This window comes from Pseudomonas caricapapayae, from assembly GCF_001400735.1.
Taxonomy (GTDB): Bacteria; Pseudomonadota; Gammaproteobacteria; order Pseudomonadales; family Pseudomonadaceae; genus Aquipseudomonas; species Aquipseudomonas caricapapayae.
The window spans coordinates 164,938-188,720 of sequence record NZ_LJPW01000144.1; the positions used below are offsets into that span (position 1 = coordinate 164,938).

At 60.4% G+C, this 23,783-nt stretch carries 20 protein-coding genes; 10 read left to right on the forward strand and 10 right to left on the reverse strand.

Annotation, left to right across the window (positions count from 1 at the left end):
* Window positions 1–4 precede the first annotated feature (4 nt).
* Genes ALO80_RS20735 through ALO80_RS20745 form a run of 3 tightly spaced genes read right to left on the reverse strand, consistent with a single transcriptional unit; the run spans window position 5 to window position 2,815 of the window.
* Entirely contained in the window at window positions 5–799 is a 795-nt protein-coding gene (locus tag ALO80_RS20735; protein WP_055010354.1) for a putative hydro-lyase, read from the reverse strand.
* A gap of 2 nt (window positions 800–801) precedes the next feature.
* Window positions 802–1,566 (reverse strand): LamB/YcsF family protein, encoded by a 765-nt coding sequence (locus ALO80_RS20740; protein WP_055010387.1) that lies wholly within the window; start codon window positions 1,564–1,566, stop codon window positions 802–804.
* 16 nt (window positions 1,567–1,582) lie between these two features.
* Window positions 1,583–2,815, reverse strand: a complete 1,233-nt coding sequence (locus ALO80_RS20745; RefSeq protein ID WP_054986144.1) for an NRAMP family divalent metal transporter — start codon at window positions 2,813–2,815, stop codon at window positions 1,583–1,585.
* A 254-nt stretch (window positions 2,816–3,069) separates the two neighbouring features.
* On the opposite strand from ALO80_RS20745, the gene ALO80_RS20750 reads away from it, so the two are divergent.
* Both ALO80_RS20750 and selO read left to right on the forward strand, forming a co-directional pair.
* Window positions 3,070–3,735 (forward strand): GntR family transcriptional regulator, encoded by a 666-nt coding sequence (locus tag ALO80_RS20750; RefSeq protein WP_082427215.1) that lies wholly within the window; start codon window positions 3,070–3,072, stop codon window positions 3,733–3,735.
* Window positions 3,736–3,873: 138 nt separating this feature from the next.
* Window positions 3,874–5,337: a protein adenylyltransferase SelO gene (gene selO / locus ALO80_RS20755; RefSeq protein WP_055010355.1), complete on the forward strand. Its 1,464-nt coding sequence runs from the start codon at window positions 3,874–3,876 to the stop codon at window positions 5,335–5,337.
* 355 nt (window positions 5,338–5,692) lie between these two features.
* Here the strand turns inward: selO and ALO80_RS20760 are convergent, their stop codons facing one another.
* From ALO80_RS20760 to pilG, 6 genes are read right to left on the reverse strand one after another with little or no spacing between them, the layout of a single operon-like run.
* The gene (locus ALO80_RS20760; protein ID WP_044344666.1) at window positions 5,693–6,163 is read right to left on the reverse strand and encodes a chemotaxis protein CheW; all 471 of its coding nucleotides are present in this window, start codon (window positions 6,161–6,163) and stop codon (window positions 5,693–5,695) included.
* Window positions 6,156–12,119 (reverse strand): Hpt domain-containing protein, encoded by a 5,964-nt coding sequence (locus ALO80_RS20765; RefSeq protein ID WP_055010356.1) that lies wholly within the window; start codon window positions 12,117–12,119, stop codon window positions 6,156–6,158. Before ALO80_RS20765 ends, ALO80_RS20760 begins: the two co-directional genes overlap by 8 nt.
* 47 nt (window positions 12,120–12,166) lie before the next feature.
* On the reverse strand, window positions 12,167–14,209 hold the full coding sequence (locus ALO80_RS20770) for a methyl-accepting chemotaxis protein (protein WP_054986081.1): 2,043 nt from the start codon (window positions 14,207–14,209) through the stop codon (window positions 12,167–12,169).
* A gap of 50 nt (window positions 14,210–14,259) precedes the next feature.
* Window positions 14,260–14,799: a chemotaxis protein CheW gene (locus tag ALO80_RS20775; protein ID WP_054986080.1), complete on the reverse strand. Its 540-nt coding sequence runs from the start codon at window positions 14,797–14,799 to the stop codon at window positions 14,260–14,262.
* 14 nt (window positions 14,800–14,813) lie between these two features.
* The gene (gene pilH, locus ALO80_RS20780) at window positions 14,814–15,179 is read right to left on the reverse strand and encodes a twitching motility response regulator PilH (RefSeq protein WP_055010357.1); all 366 of its coding nucleotides are present in this window, start codon (window positions 15,177–15,179) and stop codon (window positions 14,814–14,816) included.
* A gap of 46 nt (window positions 15,180–15,225) precedes the next feature.
* Window positions 15,226–15,636 (reverse strand): twitching motility response regulator PilG, encoded by a 411-nt coding sequence (pilG, locus tag ALO80_RS20785; RefSeq protein ID WP_003366149.1) that lies wholly within the window; start codon window positions 15,634–15,636, stop codon window positions 15,226–15,228.
* A 244-nt stretch (window positions 15,637–15,880) separates the two neighbouring features.
* On the opposite strand from pilG, the gene gshB reads away from it, so the two are divergent.
* From gshB to ALO80_RS20820, 7 genes are all read left to right on the forward strand, one after another.
* Complete coding sequence (gene gshB / locus ALO80_RS20790; protein WP_055010358.1) at window positions 15,881–16,840, forward strand: glutathione synthase; 960 nt, start codon at window positions 15,881–15,883, stop codon at window positions 16,838–16,840.
* Between the two features lie 369 nt (window positions 16,841–17,209).
* Window positions 17,210–18,112 (forward strand): energy transducer TonB, encoded by a 903-nt coding sequence (locus ALO80_RS20795; RefSeq protein ID WP_054986078.1) that lies wholly within the window; start codon window positions 17,210–17,212, stop codon window positions 18,110–18,112.
* A 75-nt stretch (window positions 18,113–18,187) separates the two neighbouring features.
* A complete protein-coding gene (locus ALO80_RS20800; protein ID WP_054986143.1) occupies window positions 18,188–18,760 on the forward strand; it encodes a YqgE/AlgH family protein in 573 nt (190 codons plus the stop codon).
* The gene (gene ruvX, locus ALO80_RS20805; protein WP_054986077.1) at window positions 18,760–19,200 is read left to right on the forward strand and encodes a Holliday junction resolvase RuvX; all 441 of its coding nucleotides are present in this window, start codon (window positions 18,760–18,762) and stop codon (window positions 19,198–19,200) included. Before ALO80_RS20800 ends, ruvX begins: the two co-directional genes overlap by 1 nt.
* Before the next feature lie 256 nt (window positions 19,201–19,456).
* Window positions 19,457–19,969: a bifunctional pyr operon transcriptional regulator/uracil phosphoribosyltransferase PyrR gene (gene pyrR / locus ALO80_RS20810; protein WP_054986076.1), complete on the forward strand. Its 513-nt coding sequence runs from the start codon at window positions 19,457–19,459 to the stop codon at window positions 19,967–19,969.
* 12 nt (window positions 19,970–19,981) lie between these two features.
* Window positions 19,982–20,986, forward strand: coding sequence for an aspartate carbamoyltransferase catalytic subunit (locus ALO80_RS20815; protein ID WP_054986075.1), 1,005 nt, complete (start codon window positions 19,982–19,984; stop codon window positions 20,984–20,986).
* Window positions 20,983–22,254 carry a dihydroorotase gene (locus ALO80_RS20820; RefSeq protein WP_054986074.1) on the forward strand — a complete coding sequence of 424 codons (1,272 nt, stop codon included), beginning with the start codon at window positions 20,983–20,985 and terminating at the stop codon, window positions 22,252–22,254. The genes ALO80_RS20815 and ALO80_RS20820 overlap by 4 nt, the downstream gene beginning before the upstream one ends.
* A gap of 190 nt (window positions 22,255–22,444) precedes the next feature.
* Here ALO80_RS20820 and ALO80_RS20825 read toward each other — a convergent pair whose 3' ends face one another.
* A complete protein-coding gene (locus ALO80_RS20825; protein WP_055010359.1) occupies window positions 22,445–22,849 on the reverse strand; it encodes an NINE protein in 405 nt (134 codons plus the stop codon).
* A gap of 250 nt (window positions 22,850–23,099) precedes the next feature.
* On the opposite strand from ALO80_RS20825, the gene ALO80_RS20830 reads away from it, so the two are divergent.
* Complete coding sequence (locus ALO80_RS20830; RefSeq protein ID WP_055010360.1) at window positions 23,100–23,777, forward strand: C40 family peptidase; 678 nt, start codon at window positions 23,100–23,102, stop codon at window positions 23,775–23,777.
* The last annotated feature ends 6 nt before the right edge of the window (window positions 23,778–23,783 follow it).

Genomic DNA, 23,783 nt, shown 5'->3' on the forward strand with positions numbered 1-23,783 from the left:
TCTCCTATACGTGGTAGTAGCTGTCCGGGATATCGGTGATGAACATGTGGCCCGGAGCGTGGGAAATCGCAAACGGTACGCGAGACGCCATGACCACCGCCTGGGGCGTCACGCCGCAGGCCCAGAACACCGGAATCTCGCCGGGCCCGATCGTCACGGCATCGCCAAAATCAGGGCTCGCCAGGTCTTTGATGCCGAGCAGTCCAGGCTCGCCGACATGTACCGGCGCGCCGTGCACACCGGGATAACGCCCGGTGATGCGCGCCGCTTCGGCGACCCTGTCTGCCGGGATCGGTCGCATCGACACCACCATGTTGCCCTGCAGACGCCCGGCCGGGCGACAGACCCGATTGCTGCGGTACATCGGCACATTGCAGCCTTCGCTGATATGCCGCACATCGATACCAGCATTCATCAGGTCGGTCTCGAACGTAAAACTGCAACCGATCAGAAAGCTGACCAGATCAGTGTGCTGCGTCCATATGTGGCTGACGTCACTGAGCTCTTCGGCCAGCTGGCCATCGCGCCAGACGCGATACAGCGGCAGATCGGTGCGCAGATCCGCCTGCTCGGCCAGAAGTGTGGTGTGGCTGCCGGGCTCTGTCACATCAAGCACCGGGCAGGCTTGCGGGTTGCGTTGCGCGAACAGCAGAAAGTCATACGCCCATTCACGCGGCAGCGTGATCATGTTGCATTGGGTCAGACCGGGTGCTTCGCCAGCGGTCGGTGAGACGAAACCATCGCGGTAGCGGGCACGGGCAGCGCTGGCAGCCTCGCGGGCGTGTTGCAGTGAGTTCATGATCAGCCTCGAGTGAATGCGCGGACGGTGATGCCTGCGTTGTGCAAACGATCTTTCAGGATGCGGGCGATGTTCACCGCACCCGGACTGTCGCCATGGACGCAGATCGAATCGGCCTGCAGGCTGATTTCGCGGCCATCTTCAGCCTCGATAGTGCCTTCGCGAACCAGGCGCAGCATGCGCTCGGCGATCAGCTCGGCATCGTGCAGAACGGCACCGGGACGCGAGCGGGACACCAGCGTGCCTTCAGGGGTGTAGGCACGGTCAGCGAATGCCTCGGCGACGCAGGACAGCCCCGCTTCACGCGCCCAGTCGAGCAATGGCGAATTGGCCAGACACACCAGTTTCAGCGCAGGGTCAATGCGCAGTAGCGCCTGAATGACCGCCGTTGCCTGACGCTGATCGCCAGCGATGGTGTTGTACAGCGCACCGTGCGGTTTGACGTAGGTCACGCTCGTGCCTGCGCTGCGGGCCAGGCCCTGAAGCGCGCCGATCTGATAGATGACATCGGCGGTCAGCTGGTCGCTCGGGATGTCCATGTTACGGCGACCGAACCCTACCAGGTCCGGGTAGGCCACATGCGCGCCGATGGCAACGCCCCGGGCCGCTGCGGCCTCAAGGGTACGCAGAATGCCGGCCGGGTCACCGGCATGAAAACCGCAGGCCACGTTGGCGCTGCTGACCACATCGAGAATCGCTTCGTCGTCGCCCATGCTCCAGGCGCCGAAGCTTTCACCAAGGTCACTGTTAAGGTCTATCGCAGGCATTTCTTGTTCTCCGAAATCAGGCTGCATTGATAAAGGCAAAGATGGCTCCTGCCGATTTGAACGCCATGTACCACGACAACAGGCAAGTCAGAACACCCAGTACCAACAGCCAGCGAGGGTAGTGATAGCCGTCCATCAGGTCGGAACGACGCCAGCCGACGTACATGAAAATGCTCAGGCCCAGAGGCAGGATCAGACCGTTGAAGCCACCGGCAAACACCAGCAGCGCGGCCGGTGGCTTGCCCCACATCACGTATACGACCACAGTGATCAGAATAAAGCCGACCGTCGCCAGATTGCGCGCTCGCTCGGTGATGCGCTTGGAAAACACCGTGATGAACGACATGGAAGTATAGGAGGCACCGATAACGCTGCTGATACCGGCAGCCCAGAGCACCAGACCGAACATCATCAGACCGAAGTTGCCGGCAGCAGCACCAAAGGCCTGGGCTGCGGGGTTTGCGCCCTGGCCGGACACATCAATGACGACCCCGCTGGCAACCACACCCAGAATCGCCAGAAACAGCACGTAGCGGGCGATGCCGGTGACCAGAATCCCGGTGAGTGCAGCCTTGGATACCACATCAATGTTTTCCACCCCGACCGTACCGCGGTCCAGCAAACGGTGGGCACCTGCGTAAGTGATATAGCCGCCGACGGTCCCGCCGACAATGGTGGTGATGGCCGCGAAGTCGACCATGTCCGGCAATACTGTCTGGCGCAGCGCTTCGCCCAACGGCGGATGCGATGCAAAGGCAGCGAAGAGGATCAGGCAGACTTTCAACGTGCCCAGTACCATCATGATGCGGTCCATCGCGATGCCCGCACGGTGCGACGAGAAGATCGCGATGGCGATCAGCGCGCTCAAGGCACCGCCCCATTTGGGATCAAGACCGGTCAGCGCATTCAAGCCCAGGCCCGCACCGGCGATGTTGCCCAGACTGAACACCAGACCGCCGAAGATGACCAGCACCGCGAGCAGATAACCGCTGCCGGGAATTGCCGCGTTGGCCAGGTCAGATGCACGCATTCTGGTCAGCGTAACGATACGCCAGACATTCAGCTGGACCACGAAGTCGATCAGAATCGACGCCAGGATGCCGAAGGCAAACGCCGCTCCCAGAGTCGCGGTGAACGTGGCTGTCTGGGTCAGAAAGCCAGGACCGATGGCAGAGGTCGCCATCATGAAGATCGCGGCGATCAAAGAGGCGCGGCGCGCCTTGGTGAACTCATTGGCAGTCTGTGTCACGGCGGCATTCCTGAGGTGAGGGGGTAACCTGCCAGAGCAATGAGCATGCCAACGATCAATCAAGTGCGCCAAGCTGTAGATACATAAGGATAATATTGTTGAACAATCCATTATCAATGATTCAACCACATGCACCATGTTGTTACGCAGTGACTCATATGTGCTACCTCATGAAGCATCGGACGGCCTTGGTCCTTGCCAGCCAATGAGCTGTCGTGGAATATCGACTCGGCTTTTATCTCTCTGGACCCTTTATGAATGACGCTGCTTCTGCCCTCCCTCGCACCCTTGGAGAATCCATCACCACAGAGCTTCGCAGAATGCTGGTTGAGGGCGAGCTGGTCCCCGGTCAACGCCTCTCCGAAGCCGCGTTGGCCGAAAGCCTGCAGATTTCCCGTAACACCTTGAGAGAAGCCTTCAGAATCCTGACCCGCGAGGGGTTGCTCACGCATGAGCCCAATCGCGGAGTGACCGTGGCCAAGCCTGACATAGCCTCTATCATCGATATTTACCGTATTCGGCGCTTCATCGAGTGCAGGGCGATTGCCCAGGCGTACCCACAGCATCCGGGCGTGCTGCACATGCGCGATGCGGTCGAAGCAGGCGTGCGCGCCCGCGAAGCCAATGACTGGATTGCCGTGGGCACCGCCAACATGATGTTTCACAAGGCCATCGTTGAACTGTCCGACAGCCCGCGACTGGTGGCGTTTTATGCGCAGATATCGGCCGAGTTGCGGCTGGCCTTCGGCCTGCTCAACAATCCCGAGCTGATGCATTCGCCTTATCTGGACATGAACGCCGCCGTGCTCGGCCGCCTTGATGCTGGCAAGACCGATGAAGCGACCCGTATGCTCGAAGATTATCTGGTGCAATCGGAGCGCACGATTCTGGCCGCCTACGAGCGAAGCCGGAACCGATAGTCCGGGCAGCGGGCTCATCATCAGAACTACCACTCAAGGGCCCGGTCTACGGGTTCTGACCGTTGAAACACGCCCGACGAGCCAGGCAGGCCGCCGCTTCGTTGAAAGCCTGAAATTCCCCTCTGGAGGCGACACGCTTTGAAAGCACTCGACGAACTCATTTTCGACAACCGCTTTGCCCGCCTGGGCGATGCGTTCTCCACATCCGTGCTGCCCGAGCCCATCGATGCGCCGCAGCTTGTGGTCGCCAGCCAGTCGGCTCTGGCGCTATTGGACCTGGCCCCTGAACAGGCCGATCTGCCGTTGTTCGCAGAAATATTCAGCGGCCACAAGCTATGGTCCGAAGCAGAGCCACGGGCGATGGTCTATTCCGGGCATCAATTTGGCTCCTACAATCCGCGCCTGGGCGACGGCCGCGGACTGTTGCTGGGCGAAGTCTATAACGATGCAGGCGAACACTGGGACTTGCACCTCAAGGGCGCGGGCCGCACACCCTATTCGCGGATGGGCGATGGACGCGCCGTGCTGCGTTCGTCCATCCGCGAATTTCTGGCATCTGAAGCCCTGCACGCTCTGGGGATCCCCAGCAGCCGTGCAGGTTGTGTGGTCAGCTCCAGCACGCCGGTATGGCGCGAAACCCAAGAGCATGCTGCCATGGTGCTGCGCCTGGCACAGAGCCATGTACGTTTTGGCAGTCTTGAATACTTTTTCTATACCAAACAGCCGGAGCAGCTGAAGACACTGGCCGAACATGTACTGACGATGCATTACCCGCATTGTCAGGAGCAGCCCGAGCCGTATCTGGCGATGTTCCGCGAAATAGTCGAGCGCAACGCCGAACTGATTGCCAAGTGGCAGGCCTACGGTTTCTGCCACGGCGTGATGAACACCGATAACATGTCGATTCTGGGCATTACCTTCGATTTCGGACCGTTTGCGTTTCTGGATGATTTCGACGAGCACTTCATCTGCAACCACTCCGATCACGAGGGCCGCTACTCCTTCAGCAACCAGGTGCCTATCGCACAATGGAACCTGAGCGCACTGGCGCAGGCGCTGACGCCGTTCATCAGCGTGGAAGCATTACGCGAGACTATCGGCTTGTTCCTGCCGCTTTATCAAGCGCACTACCTGGACCTGATGCGTCGTCGCCTGGGCCTGACCATTGCCCAAGAGCAGGACGAACAACGGGTCAACCAATTGTTGAAGCTGATGCAGAACAGTGGCGTGGACTACACCCTGTTTTTCCGCCGCCTGGGTGATCAGCCAGCCGCAGAAGCGCTGCGCACATTGCGCGACGACTTTGTCGACATCAAGGGCTTCGATGGCTGGGCAGAAGCGTATCTGGCACGTATTGCCAGCGAGGACAACGGCACCGAGCAGGAGCGTAAAACACGCATGCACGCGGTCAATCCGCTGTACATCCTGCGCAACTACCTGGCCCAGAACGCTATCGCCGCGGCGGAAAAAGGCGACTACGAAGAAGTCCGCCGCCTGCATCAGGTGCTCTGCACGCCCTTCACCGAACAAACCGACATGCAAGGCTACGCCCAGCGTCCACCGGACTGGGGCAAGCACCTGGAAATCAGCTGTTCGTCGTGAGGCTTTTGCTTCCCTATCCTACCCATGCTCCGCGTGGGCGATAACCTGACTATCGTGCGGCGCTCCGCGTCGCATGCCGTTCTGGACGCTCTGCGTCCGATCCTGACGGTGTGGTGCGGCACAGATTTGTGACGCAGAGCATCACCCACGGCATTCCCACGCTGGAGCGTGCGGAACGATAACCTGACTATCGTGCGACGCTCCGCGTCCGATGCTGACTCTGCGGCGCGGCGAAGATTTGTGACGCAGAGCGCCACGCACGGCATTCCCACGCTGGAGCGTGAGGAACGATAACCTGACTATCGTGCGACGCTCCGCGTCGCATGCCGTTCCGGACGCTCCGCGTCCTCTTTACCTATGACAGCCCCGCATCCACCAACCATTGCTCCAGCCCTTCCAGGTCGGGAATGCGTGCCACGGTTTCGCCGATCTGGACGGCGGCCAGTTCCAGTTCCGCCAGCGGTACGTCGACGTAACTCAGCTGGCTGTCGACCTTGCACGAGCGTGGAATGCCTTGGGTCAGCAGGGCGATGAACCTGACGTCGTTGCGCCCGCCCAGCGCATTGAGCACGACAATCCGGGCCCGGCCACCCACACGGGTGCGGCCTCCGCAAGCGGCTTCGAAGCTGAGCAGCGGCAAGGTCAGCTCGCGCCAGCTGATAGGCCCCAGATACCACTCGGGAGCGTCCGGCTCTGCGCTGCAGTCCTGGTAGTCGATCAACTCGGCAACGGCGACATTGGGCAGCAGCAGGTGGCGGTCGCTCAACGGCAGCAGCAGACCGGTCAGACTGGTCAGACGACTGGTCTGGAACGTACCTTCAGACATGAACCTGACTCCAGTAAGCGATGCTCTCCAGCAACACGGTCTCCTGATAAGGCTTGCTCAGGTACTCGTTGACGCCCACTGCCATGGCCCGGTCGCGGTGTTTCTGGCCCGAGCGGGAGGTGATCATGATGATGGGCAGTGCCTTGAGCTGTTGGTCCTGACGGATCTGGCTGGCCACTTCAAAGCCATCCATACGCGGCATTTCGATGTCGAGCAACATGATGTCAGGCGTGTGTTCCTGCAACAGGGTCATGGCGTCAATACCGTCCTTGGCCGTCAGCACATGCATGCCATGGCGCTCAAGCAACCGGCTGGTGACCTTGCGTACTGTCACCGAATCGTCCACCACCATCACCAGCAACGGCCTGGCGTGCTCGACTTCGTGATAGACAGGTGCCATAAGCCCTCTGAAAGGCAAGCCCTGCAGGGTGCGAATCTGCGCCATCAAGTCAAGAATCAGGACCACACGACCGTCACCAAGAATGGTTGCGCCAGAGATACCCTGCACCCTGGAGAACTGCGTGCCAAGACTCTTGACCACAATCTCGCGCGAACCGGCCAGCGCATCGACCTGCACCGCCACCCATTGATCCTGCAAGTGCACCAGCAACACCGGCAGCGGCTGCAATTGCCCGGCCAGTCTGGGCGGACTGCTGCCCAGCAATTCGCCCAGGTAGCGCAACTCGTAACTGCGCCCGCCGTATTGATAGCGCGGCGGGCTGGCCTGGTAATAGCCGTCCAGCTCATTGGCCATGACGCGTACGATGCCATCGACGGTATTGAGCGGTACCGCGTACTGCTCTTCACCACAGGTCACCATCAACGCCCGGTTGACCGAGACTGAAATCGGCAGACGAATACGAAAGCGCGTGCCCTTGCCCGGCACCGAGTCGATGACCATCGAGCCGCCCAGCTGTTTGACCTCGGCATGCACCACATCCATACCGACGCCACGTCCGGAAATCTGGGTGATGATCTCGCTGGTGGAAAAACCCGCCTGCAGAATGAACGGCAACACTTCATGGTCGGACAGATCGGCATCCGGATGAATCATGCCGCGCTTGATGGCCTTGCGGCGAACTGCCGCCAGATCGACCCCCGAGCCGTCATCGCTCAGTTCGATGACCATATCGCCGCCTTCGTACATCAGTTCCAGACTGATATGGCCCTCTGCCGACTTGCCGGCAGCGATGCGTTTTTCAGTGCTTTCAAGGCCATGATCAACCGCATTGCGCAGCATGTGCTCCAACGGCGCGACCATCCGTTCCAATACATTGCGATCCATTTCACCGTCGGCATTGCCAACCTCGAAATGGACTTTCTTGTGCAACTCCGAAGCGACCTGGCGTACCACGCGGCGCAAGCGCGGCACCAGTCGCTCGAACGGCACCATGCGCGTACGCATCAGACCTTCCTGAAGCTGGGTGTTGACCCTGGCCTGCTGCGACAGCAGTGTTTCAGCGTCGCGTGCTCGAGCACCGAGGGTTTCCTTGAGGTCCATCAGGTCGGAGGCAGACTCGAAAAGCGCCCGCGACAACTGCTGTAATTGAGAATGGCGGTCCATTTCCAGCGGGTCGAACTCTTCATAACCCAGCCGCTCGGCCTGGACCTGTTCCCGGCTGAGAATACGGCCCTGGGTTTCCATGTCCAGACGACGCAATTGATCGCGCATCCGCTCGATGGTGGTTTCCATCTCTACAAGTGCAACCTGAGAATCCAGAATCTGCTGTTCGATCCGGCCACGGAAGATAGATGTTTCACCGGCCAGATTGACCAACTCCTCCAGTTGCTCGGCAGGCACCTTGACCATTTCCGGCCCACTGCGCTCGACCTCGCCGTCGGCCGCAGGAGCAACCGCCACAACGGGCTCCAGACCGGCTTCCTGGGCTTGTGCAACCACCGGTTCACCCACCGGCTGGTCGCTGGCCAGCCTGCGGATGCTGTCAATCAACAACGTGGCATCAGGCAGCGGCTTTTCGTTACGCACCGCGTCGAGCATGTCGGCCAGCACATCGTGGCCGCTTTGCAACAGGCCGATCATCAATGGCGCAGGTTGCAGACTGCCGGCCGAAAGCCCCTCGTAAAGCGTTTCCAGCTCGTGTGCCAGGTCACCTATCGGGGCGACTTCAACCATGCGCGCGCCCCCCTTGAGGGTGTGCAGGTCGCGCAACAGGTTTTCGACTTCCAGCAGATTGTGCGGATCGGCTTGCCACCGGGCCAGCGCCGCGCCGGAGCTTTCAAGGATATCGAACCCCTCCTCGAGGAAGGTTTCTCGCAGCTCGCTGTCGTGTTCAGGAACATCTTCGCTGGCGGCAGGCGGCACCTGCATGTCGGGCCCGGTGTTCTCGATCGTGCGACAGCGGCGCAGCGCCTCGATCAACGCCGACGGGTCGCCGAGCGCTTCCTGCCGATACAGTTGCTCCAGCAGAATCGCCAGGTGGTCGTGACTCTCATGCAGCAGTTCGGCCAGCGTCGGCGAATGGTTGAAGCGCCGGTCGATCAGGCCTTCATAGAGGTTTTCCAGCTCGTGGGCAAGGTCGCCGACCTCGGCGACTTCAGCCATCCGTGCACCGCCCTTCAGGGTATGCAGGTCGCGCTGCAGCGAGGCCAGCGGTGCCGGGTTTTCCGGATCGGCCAGCCAGCGTTGCAGCGCCTGACCGGCGCTGTCGAGAATATCGACGGCTTCTTCGAGAAATATCTCGACGATCTCATCGTCCGGACCGGCAGTCTCGGCGGGCTCGGCCTCACTGGCCAATTGTTCGGTGGCCGCGTTGAGTTCGGTAACGCTCAAGGTCCGATGACCATCGCTCTTGACCAGCCCGGTCGCCGAAGGATCCAGCGCCTGATCCAGCAATTGATTCAAGGCACGCACGCATTCGGGACGCGGTTCGACATCCTGCCCCGCCGCCACCTGATCAAGCATGTTGATCAAGGCTTCGTGGGCGTTCTCTGCCGCATCGAAAAAACGTTCGCTGACCGCCAGGCTGCTTTCCTCGACCGCACCATAGAGGTCGAGCAAGGCTTCGCACAGCTCATCGACCTGCGGCAGATCGGCCAGATGCGCACCATGACCAAGCGTGGTCAGTTCATCGAGCAGCGCGCTCAGTTCCTGGCGTTCGCCCGGGTGCTGACGCCAGCGTCGCAACAGGTTTTCAGCGTCCAGCACGATGTCCATGCCTTCGGCCAGAAAACTGGCCAGCAGCGTGGGGTTACGCTTGATCCGCAGACCACTGTCCGACTCGCGCAGCACCACGGTGAGCCGGTCATTGAGCAGCGCCAGGGCCGCTTCGATCAGCTCTGCCGCACCCGGAATGGCCGCCAGCGGGGTCGTGTCCAGTTGCTCAAGTCCCCTGTGCAGCAGCGGCTCTGCACTGCGCAGCAGACCGAGTTCAGGCGCACCGATAGCAATCAGGTTGGCCTTGTATTCACGCACCATCTGGTCAAGCGGGCTGGCCAGCTCGGCAATCGGCAGCACGCCGGCCATATGCGCGCTGCCCTTGAGCGTGTGCAGCGCACGCAGCACTGCGTCGCTTATCGAAGGCGATGCCGATTGTTCGGCGCTGTCGAGGAAGCGGGCAAGGGTATTCAGATGCCCAAGGGCTTCCTGACGGAAAATATCCAGCAACTGCGGATCAAGCGTTTCGCCTGCCACCGGATCACCGGACGCAGGCAGCACCGGCGGTTCAAGCCCATTGGCCAGCGCGTGGGCACGCGCCGCGAGCAGGTCGACATCGTTACGCTGGCGCTGCGCATCATCGGCAAAATCGCGGATCACCGACGGCAACAGCGCCAGCACTTCGCTCATCAGTTGCTGAACTTCAAGCCCCGGCAGCACATCGCCCTCCAGCACCCGGTTGAGCAGGTTCTCCACCGACCAGGCCAGTTCGCCGAGGATCAGCGCACGCACCATCCGGCCGCTGCCCTTGAGGGTATGAAATGCCCGGCGTACTTCGGTGAGTGCGGTGCTGTCCCAGTGGCCGCCGCTGCCGAGCGAGGCAAACCAGCGCGGCAGGTACTCGCGCAGCGCGTCGAGCACCTCGTCAGCTTCCTCCAGGAAAACATCGCGCAGCTCTTCATCTACCGCCTCTTCTCCGGCCGAAGGCGGCAGCAGGCTGGTAGGCGCGTTGCGCGCAGGCGGATTGACTGCAGAAACCGGGCTGGCCAGAACCTGAGCAATGGTTTGCGTAGGGCTGACCAGCGCCTTGCGATCGTCCAGCTCCAGCAATTCGTCCTGAGTGATGATTTCTTCGAGCAACGGCACCTCAAGGGTGTCCGCAGCAGGCGTGTAGCCCAGACGCGCCAGGCTTTGCTGGGCCATGTCGAGGACTTGATCACCCGGCGCTTCATGGTCCTCGAGCATGCGCTCAAGGTAATACTCGATGCCGGTAATGGTGTCGGCCAGGCAATCGAGCTGAACCCAGGCGGGACGGGTTTCGTCCACCAGCAAGTGTTCCTGAATGTATTCGTTGCACGCGGCCAGCAGGCTGGCGGCACGGGCCAGCGGGATCATGGCCAGGGCACCGCGAACCTGCACGATCAGCGCGCAAAGCGGGTCGAGCCGCTGCCGGTCCCACTCGCCATCGATGTAATCGAGAATAACGTCCTTGGCCTGCTGCAACACCGCACGGGCTTCGCGAATCACCAGTTGATGAATCTGCGTCAGATCAGTGGTTGGCAGGCGGCTTTCTTCGCGACTGGCCTGCTCGTTGCTGCCGGCCATACCCGCCAGGGTGGATTCGACGTAGAGCAAGGCACCCGCGACGTCCATCAGCGCGCCGTCACTGGGCTCGCGCTGGCCCTGGGCAAGACCGAGGACGACAGACAACTGATCGATGATGACCTTGCGCGGCTGGCCGAAGCCTAGCACTGCCAGGGTATCGGCAATCTGCCGCAACGGCGGCAGCAATGCGTTGAGCTCGCTGACATGCTGGCGGTCTCCGCGTACGAACACGTCGAGCCGTTCCTTGACCCTGACCAGCCCTTCGCACAAGGCCACGATCACCGAGCGCATCGCATCGCGATCCGGGCCAGCCATTCGCGCACGCTCTTCATTGACCACGTCACTGCCTGGCAAGGCATCGGCCAAGGCGTACTGGTCCTTGAGATCGAGCATCTTCGGCGCCAGGCTGTCGGACTTGGCGATGTAGAACAGCAGGCTTTTCAGCAGCTCTTCAGGGGCGGGCTGGTTGATGCCCGTCACGCCCTGCTCGGCCAGGCGCTTGAGTTCCTTGTCGGCATCCTTCAGCAGGCTGCGCAGGGCCGGGCTGTTGGTGAAGTTGCCGTTGAGCATGGTTTCGACCAGTGCCGACGCGATTCGCCAGAGCGGACCGAGCGGCGCGTCTTCGCATAACTGTTCCAGCCGGGCAAAGACCTTGGCCATATAACCGAGCTGGGTCTGAACGCCCTGCTCGCGCATCAGCCCCGCCAACGCCGCCTGCAGGGTCTGGCGCAGTTTGCGCAGCAGGTTTGGCAATTCCGGGGTATCACGCCGCGCCAGCTCCTGGTCGTCGAGCGCCGGGACGACGACCAGTTGCGGGGCGAACAGGCTGGTTTCCGAGAGCAGACTTTCGCCCCGCGCACTGCGCAAATCATTGAGCAATGGCAAGACCACCAGCGGCAGATCCCGACGCGCCGAGTGAATACGTTCCAGATAAACCGGCAACTGACTCATGGCCTGGATCAACAGTTGCTCGGACTCGACGGGATGACTGACGCGGTTCTGCTGGACCGCCAGTGCCAGTTGCTCGATTTCCTCGGCCAGCAACGCAGCACCATAAAACTCTATCATCTGCAGGCTGCCGTGAACCTGGTGCACAAGGTTCAGGCACTCGGCCATCGCCGCACTGTTGGCCGGGTCCTCGATGAAAGCATCCAGCTCGTTGCGGGCTTGACGCAGCGTTTCGGCGATTTCGCCCTTCAGCCATTCAAGGGCCACGTAATCGTGACGATCAGCCATGACGAGTACCGCCTGTTACCCAATCAAGGTTGTTCATTGGTTGTACATCATCCGGCTTTTTTCGATGGCGGCAGGGCAAAACCCGATACCGAACGACGCATTTCGCTGGCCATTTTTGCCAGATTGCCAATGCTTTCAGCCGTGGCCGACGTGCCCGAGGTGGTCTGCGAGGTGGTCTGCTGAATCACAGTCATGATCTGTGAGATCTGGCCGGCCGACTCGGCCTGCTGATGGGCGGCATCGGTGATACTTTCGATAAGCTCGGCAAGCACTCTGGAAACCCCTTCGATTTCCCCGAGCGCAACGCCGGCGTCCTGCGCCAGCCGCGCGCCGCGCACCACTTCGCTGGTGGTCTGCTCCATAGAGATGACCGCCTCGTTGGTGTCGTTCTGAATGGCCCGCACCAGCGTCTCGATCTGCTTGGTGGCAGACGACGAACGCTCGGCCAGCCGCTGCACTTCGTCGGCCACCACGGCAAAGCCCCGTCCGGCATCGCCGGCCATGGACGCCTGAATGGCCGCGTTGAGAGCGAGAATATTGGTCTGATCGGCAATATCGTCGATCAAGCTGACAATGTCGCCGATTTCCTGAGAGGACTCACCCAGGCGTTTGATGCGCTTGGAGGTGTCCTGAATCTGTTCGCGAATGTTATCCATGCCGTGGATAGTGTTATGCACAACTTCGTTGCCCTTGTTGGCAATCGCTACCGAACGCTCGGCTACCGCAGAGGATTCCGAAGCATTGGTCGAGACCTGATCAATCGACGCCGCCATGTCGTTGATTGCGGTCGAAGCAGCACTGATCTGCAACGCCTGGTGTTCGGAGGCGGCAGACAGCTGCATCGCCGTGGCCTGGGTTTCGGTGACGGCAGCAGCCACCTGCTCGGCCGTCAGGTTGATCGTCACAACCAGTTCGCGCAGTTGATCGATGGAGTAATTGATGGAGTCGGCAATCGCCCCGGTGAAGTCTTCGGTCACAGAGGCCGTCACCGTCAGGTCGCCATCGGCGAGGTTTTCGATCTCGTCCAGCAGACGCATGATCGCCGTCTGGTTACGCTCGCTTTTCTGCGCGGTCTCGCGCAACTGGCGGTTGGTTTCGCGAACCATGACCAGACCAATGAGGATGATCGACATCAGCGCCAGCAAGCCCAGTACATAGCCGCCGACAGTATTCACGGTGCGGCGCTTGGCCAGGTTTTCCAGGCTGTTGGCGAGCACCGAGGTTTCATCCAGCAGGGTCTGGGAGGTGTTGAAAATGTTGCCGGAAGCTTCACGCACCTGATACAGCTCGGGAGAGGTTTCGAGAATCTCGTCCACCGAGCCCGAGACGAACTCGAACAGTTCGGCGATTTCCGCCAGCCTTGCCCGTGCATCACGGTCCTCGACCTGAGAGATTCGCAGTGTCGCGTTGCCCTCCAGCATGCCGTTGAGCACGCGACCAAACTGACTGGCATCACGGCCAAAAGCATCAGCGGCCTGCACGGCCGTTTCATCACCGGCGAGCACGGTATTGACCGAGCCGAGGATTCGCTCTGCGAGCAGCGCCTGACGCTGCGCCACCACCACCTGGGCGGCAGGCGCACGGCTTTGCAGCAGGTTTTCGACCACCTTTTCGTATTCGGCCTGCAACTGCGGGATGGTTTCGGCCAGCGTTGCCGCCACCTGATGCAGCGACAGCACCGTCTGTTCGCTGGCCAGAATCACGTCGGTGCTCTTGCGCAGCCCTTCCCAGTCGCGCTGGACGGCGCGCAACTCGTCGCGTATCAGATCGGGAGCTGCAGGCAGCCCGGTGGCCGGATCGCCTTTTTTCAGGTAGCCCCAGCGGACGTCGAAATCGTTACGCGCATCGGCCAGCAATTTGAACGCCTGGGTCTTGCCGGCCGCCGCTTCGGTGGCGTTTTTCGCGATGCGCTGGGATAACACGCGCAGCTCGCCGGCATGCCCGATGTACTGTTTGTCGTAGTTCGACTGGGTGTTGAGGTAGGCGAAGTTGGCGAACAGCAACATGATGAAAATAATCAGCGCAACGAACAGCAGAATAATCTGCGTACGGCTTCTTGCACCTTCCCTTGACCGGTCTGTACTACTCATTAATCAGGCCCCCGCCTGGATCAATTGTGAAACACACCAGGCCCGACATGCTAGGACGCCAGGTCCATGAAGTCGGCAGACTGCACCAGAGCCCACGGGCTGAATATCTGCCACGCCTGCTCGCGAATGAACTGCCCGCGCAGGAACGGCGCGATGCGTTGATCGGTGTCTTGCGACGTCTGGGGTATGAGGCTCAACTGACTGAAACGTTGCATGCCGAACACCTCATCGACCAGCAGACCGGCAAAAACGTCGTTGTGCTCGACAACCAGTACCCGTCGCTGCTTGCGCACTACAACCAGCTCGTGACCGAAAAATCCGCATAAATCCAGAAGCGGCAACAGTCGGCCACGCAGATTGGCGATGCCCGCCACCCAGAATTTCACACCTGGCATGACCGCATGATGGGGTTCGTGAAGGATTTCGGCGATTTCGCCGATAGGCGCCACGAAGCGCTGCTCACCCATCCGGAAACCGATGCCGACCCAATCCTGCTGATGGGCTTCCTGCAGCGGCAGGCCCGCCGCCAGCGAGCGACAGCGTCGATCCATATCCAGAAGCAGTTCGAAGGCGGTACGTGGCTCAGCCATGACGATCCCGGCAATCAGCCGGCGAGCACCGCATTCAGGGTCTTCATCAGGGTTTCTTCATCCACCGGCTTGGTCAGATAATCCCGCGCGCCCTGGCGTTTGCCCCAGACCTTGTCGGTCTCCTGATCCTTGGTGGTGATCATGATCACCGGAATCATGCTGGTGTCGGCATCCTTGGTCAGCTGGCGGGTGGCCTGAAAGCCGTTGAGCCCCGGCATGACGATGTCCATCAGCACTGCATCGGGCTTTTCCTGACGGGCCAGGGCCACGCCATCAGCGCCGTTTTCGGCTTTCAGCACATCATGACCGTGCTTTTCCAGCATGCCGGTGAGTTTGTACATTTCAGTCGGCGAGTCATCGACGATCAATATTCGAGCCATGGGTGTTCCCCGTCGGATTACGAGCGCGCTACATCAGGCGCGGGCGTCATGGTATGTGTTGTTCTGCTGCAACGAAGCCCGGCACATGAGCCTTGATCGCGCTGAGCAGTTCTTCCTTGCTGAAAGGCTTTGTCAAAAACTGATCGGAACCGACAATCCGCCCTTTGGCCTTGTCGAACAGTCCGTCCTTGGAGGACAGCATGATGACCGGCGTGGACTTGAATGCCCGGTTGTTCTTGATCAGCGCGCACGTCTGATAACCGTCCAGACGCGGCATCATGATATCTACGAATATGATTCGTGGGTGGTTATCGGCAATCTTGGCCAGCGCGTCGAAACCGTCTATCGCAGTGATGACTTCACAGCCTGCATTTTTAAGCAGCGTTTCGGCGGTGCGGCGGATGGTCTTCGAGTCATCGATGACCATGACTTTCAAGGCGGAGGCGTGTTGTTCCATAGCTGCTCTTCCATCGCCGCAGCGAATTTTTGCGCATTCTGCGAGGCACTGGGAGCCTGTCGGTATCGCTTCATTGATCCACAGGGATCGAAGACCGGATGCCGAGCCTTTTTAGCATACTCTCCAGACTCAATCCATAAAGCACACCGTGGCGGGCCTGCCCCTTGACCGGGAGCAAACGGAACGCCACCCTGATGCCAATTTTACGGCCGTTGCGGCCCTTACCGATCAGAGGATATTGCCCATGAGCGTTCGCCTAGGGATTGTCATGGACCCCATTGAGCGCATTTCCTATAAAAAGGACAGCTCGCTGGCCATGCTCCTTGCCGCACAGAACCGCGGCTGGTCACTGTTCTATATGGAACAGAAGGATCTGTATCAGAACGCGGGCCAGGCCCGTGCACGCATGAAGCCGCTCAAGGTGTTTGCCGACCCGGCCAAATGGTTCGAGTTCGAAGCCGAAGTCGATGCGGGCCTCGACGATCTGGACGTGATCCTGATGCGTAAGGACCCGCCTTTCGACATGGAATTCGTCTACGCCACCTACCTGCTGGAGCAGGCAGAGCGTGCAGGTGTGCTGGTCGTCAACAAGCCACAGAGCCTGCGTGACTGCAACGAGAAGCTGTTCGCCACCCTGTTTCCGCAGTGCACGCCGCCAACGCTGGTCAGCCGTCGCGCGGACATCATTCGCGAATTCGCCGAACAGCACGGCGACGTGATCCTCAAGCCGCTGGACGGCATGGGCGGCGCGTCGATCTTCCGCCATCGCGTGGGCGACCCGAATCTGTCGGTGATCCTCGAAACCCTGACGGCTCATGGCACCCAGCAAATCATGGCGCAAGGCTACCTGCCGGCCATCAAGGACGGTGACAAACGCATCCTGATGGTCGACGGTGAACCGGTCCCGTATTGCCTGGCGCGCATCCCTGCCGCTGGCGAGACGCGCGGCAACCTGGCCGCCGGCGGGCGTGGCGAAGCCCGTCCGCTGAGCGACAAGGACCGCTGGATCGCCGAACAGATCGGCCCCACCCTGCGTGAAAAAGGCCTGCTGTTTGTCGGCCTGGACGTGATCGGCGAGCACTTGACCGAGATCAACGTCACCAGCCCGACCTGCATCCGCGAAATCGACAATGCCTACGGCACTGATATCGGTGGCCTGCTGATGGATGCGATCGAGAAAAAGCTGCAAGCGCGCAAGGGCTGATAAAGCACTGAGTTGTTCGCGAAGACGGTGGTTCAGAACAGGCACTTTCAACGATTGTACCGACCCCTTCGCGAACAAGCGAAGCGTCGCCCGGTTCGCTCCCACGGCCTTCGGCCAGAATCAAAAGCGGACTGGTGTGTAGCGACGTTTGAACTACCGTTTCGTGGACAAACGAAGCGTCGCCCGGTCCGCCCCAACAAAAGCCCTGTTTTTCGGGTGTTTCAAGACGTGTGTATAACGATGAACGGTGTGCAGACGCATCACTTCGTCTGATCCGCAGCAAAGTTGCACCGTACATTGCGTTATCATGCGCCACCTGTAACACGACACGGATTTTGACATGCAGGCTGACGAGATACTGAACCGCCAATGACATCCATGGCCAGAAACGACCTGCCCCTCGAACTCGCCAATGTGGGTGTGCGTCCTGCCGATCGGCTGGGCTTTACCATGATGATCGCGGCGCTGATCCATCTCGCGGTGATCCTTGGCGTGGGTTTCACTTATGTAAAGCCGGAGCAGATCTCGCAGACCCTGGAAATCACCCTCGCCACGTTCAAGAGCGAAGAAAAGCCCAGGCAGGCCGACTTTCTGGCGCAGGACGACCAGCAGGGCAGCGGCACACTGGACAAGGCCGAAACGCTCAAGACCACCGAGCTTGCCCCCTATCAGGACACCAAGGTCAACAAGGTCACCCCACCACCGGCCAGCAAGCCGGTGGTCAAGCAGGAAGCACCCAAGACTGCCGTCGCGACCACCGCGCCCAGCCAGCAGAAAACCGTCGCCAAACGTGACGAGGTCAAGCCCGAGCCGACCACCAAGGCCGCACCGACCTTCGACAGCTCGGAGCTGAGCAACGAAATTGCCAGTCTGGAAGCCGAACTGTCGAACGAGCAGCAACTTTATGCCAAGCGCCCGAAGATCCACCGCCTCAATGCGGCCTCGACCATGCGCGACAAAGGTGCCTGGTACAAGGACGACTGGCGCAAGAAGGTCGAGCGGGTCGGAAACCTGAACTATCCTGAGGAAGCACGGCGCAAGCAGATCTACGGCAATCTGCGACTTCTTGTGTCAATCAATCGGGACGGCTCGTTGTATGAAGTGCTGGTGCTCGAATCCTCAGGGCAGCCTTTGCTGGATCAGGCCGCACAACGAATCGTGCGTCTGGCGGCGCCTTTTGCGCCGTTCACCGGCGATCTGGCCGACATCGACCGGCTGGAGATCATTCGCACCTGGAAATTTGCACGCGGCGACAAGCTGTCAAGCAACTGAATTTTTTGCCAACTGATGCCCGACATGTACAAGTGTCAGTTGTCAGGCTGGCAAGGCAACGCCAAACTAGGACTCATGAAAAAAGTCTCCCCGAGTTATCTAAAGCACCAGTTCCTGATCGCCATGCCCCACATGCACGACGAGAACTTTGCTCAGACCTTGACCTACGTTGTCGAGCACAACGCCAATGGCGCAATGGGCCTGGTGATCAACCGCCCGCAAAGCCTGACCCTGGCAGACGTACTCGAACAGCTTCGACCTGAGCTTCCTGCACCGAAACGCTGCCAGGAAATCGCCATTCATTCGGGAGGGCCGGTGCAGACCGATCGCGGATTTGTCCTACACCCGAGCGGCCAGGTGTTTCAGGCTACGGTCAATCTACCGGGCGGAATTTCGCTTTCGACCTCGCAGGATGTGCTGTTTTCCATCGCCGATGGTTACGGGCCTGATCAAAATGTAATCACTCTTGGCTACGCTGGATGGGACGCCGGTCAACTGGATGCCGAAATGGCCGACAACGCCTGGCTGACCTGCTCGTTCGACCCGGCCATCCTGTTCGATGTCGACAGCGAGCAGCGCCTCGATGCGGCGGCCAGACGTCTGGGCATCGATCTCAATCTCATCTCGACCCAGGCAGGACACGCTTGATGGCCGCTTTACGGCTATTGCTGGGGATTGATTACGGCACCCGCCAGATCGGCGTTGCGGTCGGCCAGGCGATTACCGGCCAGGCACGCGAACTCTGTACCCTCAAAGCGCAGAACGGCGTGCCGGACTGGGACAAGGTTCAGGCACTGATCAACGAATGGAAACCTGATGCGATTGTGGTCGGTCTGCCGCTGAACATGGACGGCACGCCCAGTGACATGAGCGCCCGCGCCGAAAAGTTTTCGCGCAAACTCAATGGCCGGTTCGGCGTAACGGTCTACACCCACGACGAACGCCTGACCACCTTCGAGGCCAAGGGCGAGCGCATGGCTCGCGGCGGGCAAAAAGGCAGCTACCGCGACAATCCGGTGGATGCCATTGCCGCTGCGCTCCTGCTGCAGGGCTGGCTGGACGAACACCCCGATCTGCTGAATGTGTGACTTTTTCAGCCCTTATCGCTTCGAGATACCCGGATTCCACGTTATCGCTTGAGCATCGCGCCATGGACCAGGCTGTGTAAAAACGTCACGAGCGAAGGCAAGACAAGGCAAAAACAGGCAAAAAACGGCCGGGGTCGCGATCGACTCCAGGTGTTCCAAATGAGCATTTTTCGCCTGTTTTTAACGCAGTATTGCCAAGCGCAGTAGTTTTTACACAGTCTGGGAAGGACGCTGCCCGAGCCTCAAAGGAGCAAATATGAGCCTGCCCGATCCCGCCGGACTGATTCGTCAGATGGCCACTGACCTGAACGCTCACCTGAGCAAGCGCGGCATCAGCGATCCTCGTTTCATCGGCATCCGCACGGGCGGTGTGTGGGTTGCCCAGGCGCTGCTCAAGGCACTGAACAACCCCGCGCCGCTGGGCACACTCGACGTTTCGTTCTATCGCGATGATTTCAGCCAGAACGGCCTGCATCCTCAGGTGCGCCCTTCGGACCTGCCGTTCGAGATCGAAGGCCAGCATCTGGTGCTGATCGACGATGTGCTGATGAGCGGGCGCACCGTTCGCGCCGCCCTCAATGAACTGTTCGATTACGGCCGACCGGCCAGCGTCACGCTGGTCTGCCTGCTGGACCTGAACGCCGGTGAACTGCCGATCCGCCCGAACGTGGTCGGGGCGACTCTGGCACTGGCACCGAATGAACGCATCAAGCTGTCCGGCCCCGAGCCGTTGGCGCTCGAACTTCAAGACCTCTCCACCGCCCTTTAAGAGTCCATTGCGATGACGCCTCTCGACGCCAAGCGCCCGCTGCAGCTCAACCACCTGGGCCAGCTTCGCCATTTTCTGTCTCTGGACGGCTTGCCACGCGAGCTGCTCACCGAAATTCTCGACACCGCCGACTCGTTCCTTGAGGTCGGTGCTCGAGCGGTAAAGAAGGTCCCGCTGTTGCGCGGCAAGACGGTGTGCAATGTGTTCTTCGAGAACTCCACACGCACCCGGACCACCTTTGAACTGGCGGCCCAGCGGTTGTCGGCCGACGTAATCTCGCTGAACGTCTCGACCTCGTCCACCAGCAAGGGCGAAACGCTGTTCGACACCTTGCGCAACCTTGAGGCGATGGCCGCCGACATGTTCGTCGTGCGCCACGCAGACTCGGGTGCAGCGCACTTCATTGCCGAACATGTATGTCCGGACGTTGCGATCATCAACGGCGGCGACGGCCGCCATGCTCACCCGACTCAGGGCATGCTCGACATGCTGACCATCCGCCGGCACAAGGGCGGCTTCGAAAACCTGTCGGTGGCCATCGTCGGCGACATCCTGCACTCACGGGTTGCGCGCTCCAACATGCTCGCGCTTCAGGCGCTGGGCTGCCCGGACATCCGCGTGATCGGGCCGAAAACCCTGCTGCCGGTCGGCGTCGAACAGTACGGCGTCAAGGTCTATACCGACCTCAACGAAGGCTTGAAGGACGTTGACGTGGTCATCATGCTGCGCCTGCAACGCGAGCGCATGACCGGCGGCCTGCTGCCCAGCGAAGGCGAGTTCTATCGCCTGTTCGGTCTGACCACCGCACGCCTGGCCGCCGCGAAACCGGATGCGATTGTCATGCACCCCGGCCCGATCAACCGCGGGGTTGAAATCGAATCGGCGGTGGCCGACGGCGCGCATTCAGTCATTCTCAATCAAGTGACCTACGGTATTGCGATCCGCATGGCGGTGCTGTCCATGGCCATGAGCGGACAAAACGCACAACGCCAATTCGAACAGGAGAACGCCCAGTGAAGCTCAGCATCCTCGGCGCTCGCGTCATCGACCCGGTCAGCGGGCTGGATCAGATTACCGACCTGCACATCGAAGCAGGCAAGCTTACCGCCCTCGGTGCCGCACCGGCAGGGTTTGAGCCGACTCAGACCATCGACGCAGCCGGACTGGTCGCAGCGCCCGGTCTGGTTGACCTCAACGTGTCCCTGCGCGAACCGGGCTACAGCCGCAAAGGCAGCATTGCCAGCGAAACCCGTGCGGCGGTGGCAGGCGGTGTGACCAGCCTGTGCTGCCCGCCCCGTACCCGTCCGGTGCTCGACACCTCGGCGGTGGCCGAATTGATTCTGGACCGTGCCCGCGAGGCCGGTTTCAGCAAGGTGTTCCCTGTTGGAGCCCTCAGCAAGGGGCTGGAAGGCGAGCAACTGGCAGAGCTCATCGCGCTGCGCGACGCAGGTTGTGTCGCGTTCGGCAATGGCCTGAGCAGCTTCAGCAACACCCGCACGCTGTGCCGGGCACTGGAATATGCCGCCACCTTCGACCTGACGGTGATTTTCAATTCGCAGGATCGCGATCTGGCCGAAGGCGGTCTGGCGCACGAAGGCCCGACTGCCAGCTTTCTGGGCCTGGCGGGCATTCCCGAGACTGCCGAGACAGTGGCGTTGGCTCGCGACCTTTTGCTGGTCGAGCAAAGCGGTGTCCGCGCGCATTTCAGCCAGCTGACCAGTGCGCGTGGCGCAGCATTGATTGCTCAGGCGCAGGCGCGCGGTCTTCCAGTGACCGCGGATGTGGCGTTGTACCAGCTGATTCTGACTGACGAAGCGCTCATCGATTTCTCCAGCCTGTATCACGTCCAGCCGCCGCTGCGCACCCGCGCCGACCGCGACGGCCTGCGTGAAGCGGTGAAGAGCGGTGTCATTCAGGCGATTTCAAGCCATCACCAGCCGCATGAGCGCGATGCCAAGCTGGCACCGTTTGGTGCCACCGAACCGGGCATCAGCAGCGTGGAACTGCTGCTTCCGCTGGCAATGACGCTGGTGGACGATGGCCTGCTGGACCTGCCGACCCTTATTGCACGCCTGAGCAGCGGCCCCGCCGCCGCCCTGCGCCTGCCGGCCGGCAAGCTGAATGCCGGCTCACCTGCGGACATCGTGCTGTTCGACCCGGCGGCCTCGACGGTTGCAGGCGAAACCTGGCTGTCCAAAGGTGAGAACTGCCCTTTCATCGGCCACTGCCTGCCGGGCTCGGTACGCTACACACTGGTGGATGGACGGATCAGCTACAGTCGTTGAGGTACCAGGCTCTGACCTACGGTGGACAAGGCTTGTGTAGGAGCGAACCGGGCGACGCTTTGCTTGTTCGCGAAGACAGTGTGTCAGTCGATGCATTCTCGGCGATCATAAAAACCCCTTCGCGAACAAGTTCGCTCCCACGCCCTGCGGGCAGAAGCCCTGACGCTCTGCGTCCGCCTCTGAGCAAGCCTCACCCGCGTCGGGCGTTCTTCATCGAGATCTGGTCATTCATTGTCCAGAAGTCATACAGAATACCCACCAGAAACAGCCCGCCGGTAAACAGGTAGATGATCCCGGTAATCCACTTGCCCTGGTACATGCGGTGTACGCCGAACAGGCCGAGGAAGGTCAGCAGCACCCACGCCACGCTGTAATCGGTGGAGCCAGGTGTAAAGCGCAGGTCAGCGTCACGGTCCATCGATGGAATCAGAAACAGGTCGATCAGCCAGCCGATACCAAACAGACCGAATGTGAAGAACCAGATGGTCCCGGTGACCGGCTTGCCATAGTAGAAGCGATGCGCGCCCAGGAACCCGAAAATCCACATCAGGTAACCCATGACCTTGCTGTGCGTGTCTGAACGATAGGCGTTCATTTTTGCCCTCTTTATGTCGATAGAAAAAAATACATAACAAATTTGTGACTTCGTTTCCCCTATCCGACGTATGGCACCCGAGGCATTTTTATGCCGCCAAGCCCTTGTCGTTAAAGGGATTAGCAAGAAAAAAGAAAGAGTCTGTCGCATAAAACGCAATGATGCCAGTGTGATGCGCTCGACAAATGGGGTCAGGTTTTCCGAAAAAGCTGTTATAAAGTTGCGCGCTGACCACTACGAGCCCTGCCGAATGCGTCCTTTTTTCAAGACATGGCTAACCATTTGCCTTTTTATGCCACTGGCCGCCCACGCCACCAATCGTGAGCAACAACTTCCTGCGAGCTTCACGGGCTACACCGCCAAAAGTCACTCTTCACCGGCACTCGCGACTCGCAATGCACCCCAGGAAGCCACACCAGTATCCAGCCACCCCAAGAACGTTCGCGCTGCCAAGCCGCTCTCACGCAAGAATGCCGGCAAGACCACCTTGCAGGCCTCGGCCGCCGTCCCTGTCAAACAGGGCAACGCCGTCGTGAAACGAGCCTTGCAGGCTGTCGGAACGCCTTACCGCTGGGGCGGCACGACGCCCGGTAAAGGTCTGGACTGCAGCGGGCTGGTCAAATATGCCTACACGGATGTCCGTGAAGTCGACCTGCCGCGCACCTCCAATGCCATGGCCCAGGGTCATGGACAGACAGTGGACCGCAAGGATCTGAAGCCGGGTGACCTGCTGTTCTTCAACATCAAGAGCCGCAACATCAATCACGTGGCCATCTATCTGGGCGACAACAAGTTCGTTCATGCGCCGCGTCGTGGCAAGGCTGTCACTGTCGATACGCTGAACAAACCTTACTGGAACAGCCACTACAAGATCGCCAAACGCGTTCTGCCCAAGCAGCCAGGGCAAATGCGCGTGGTTCAGCGCTGAGCCGAT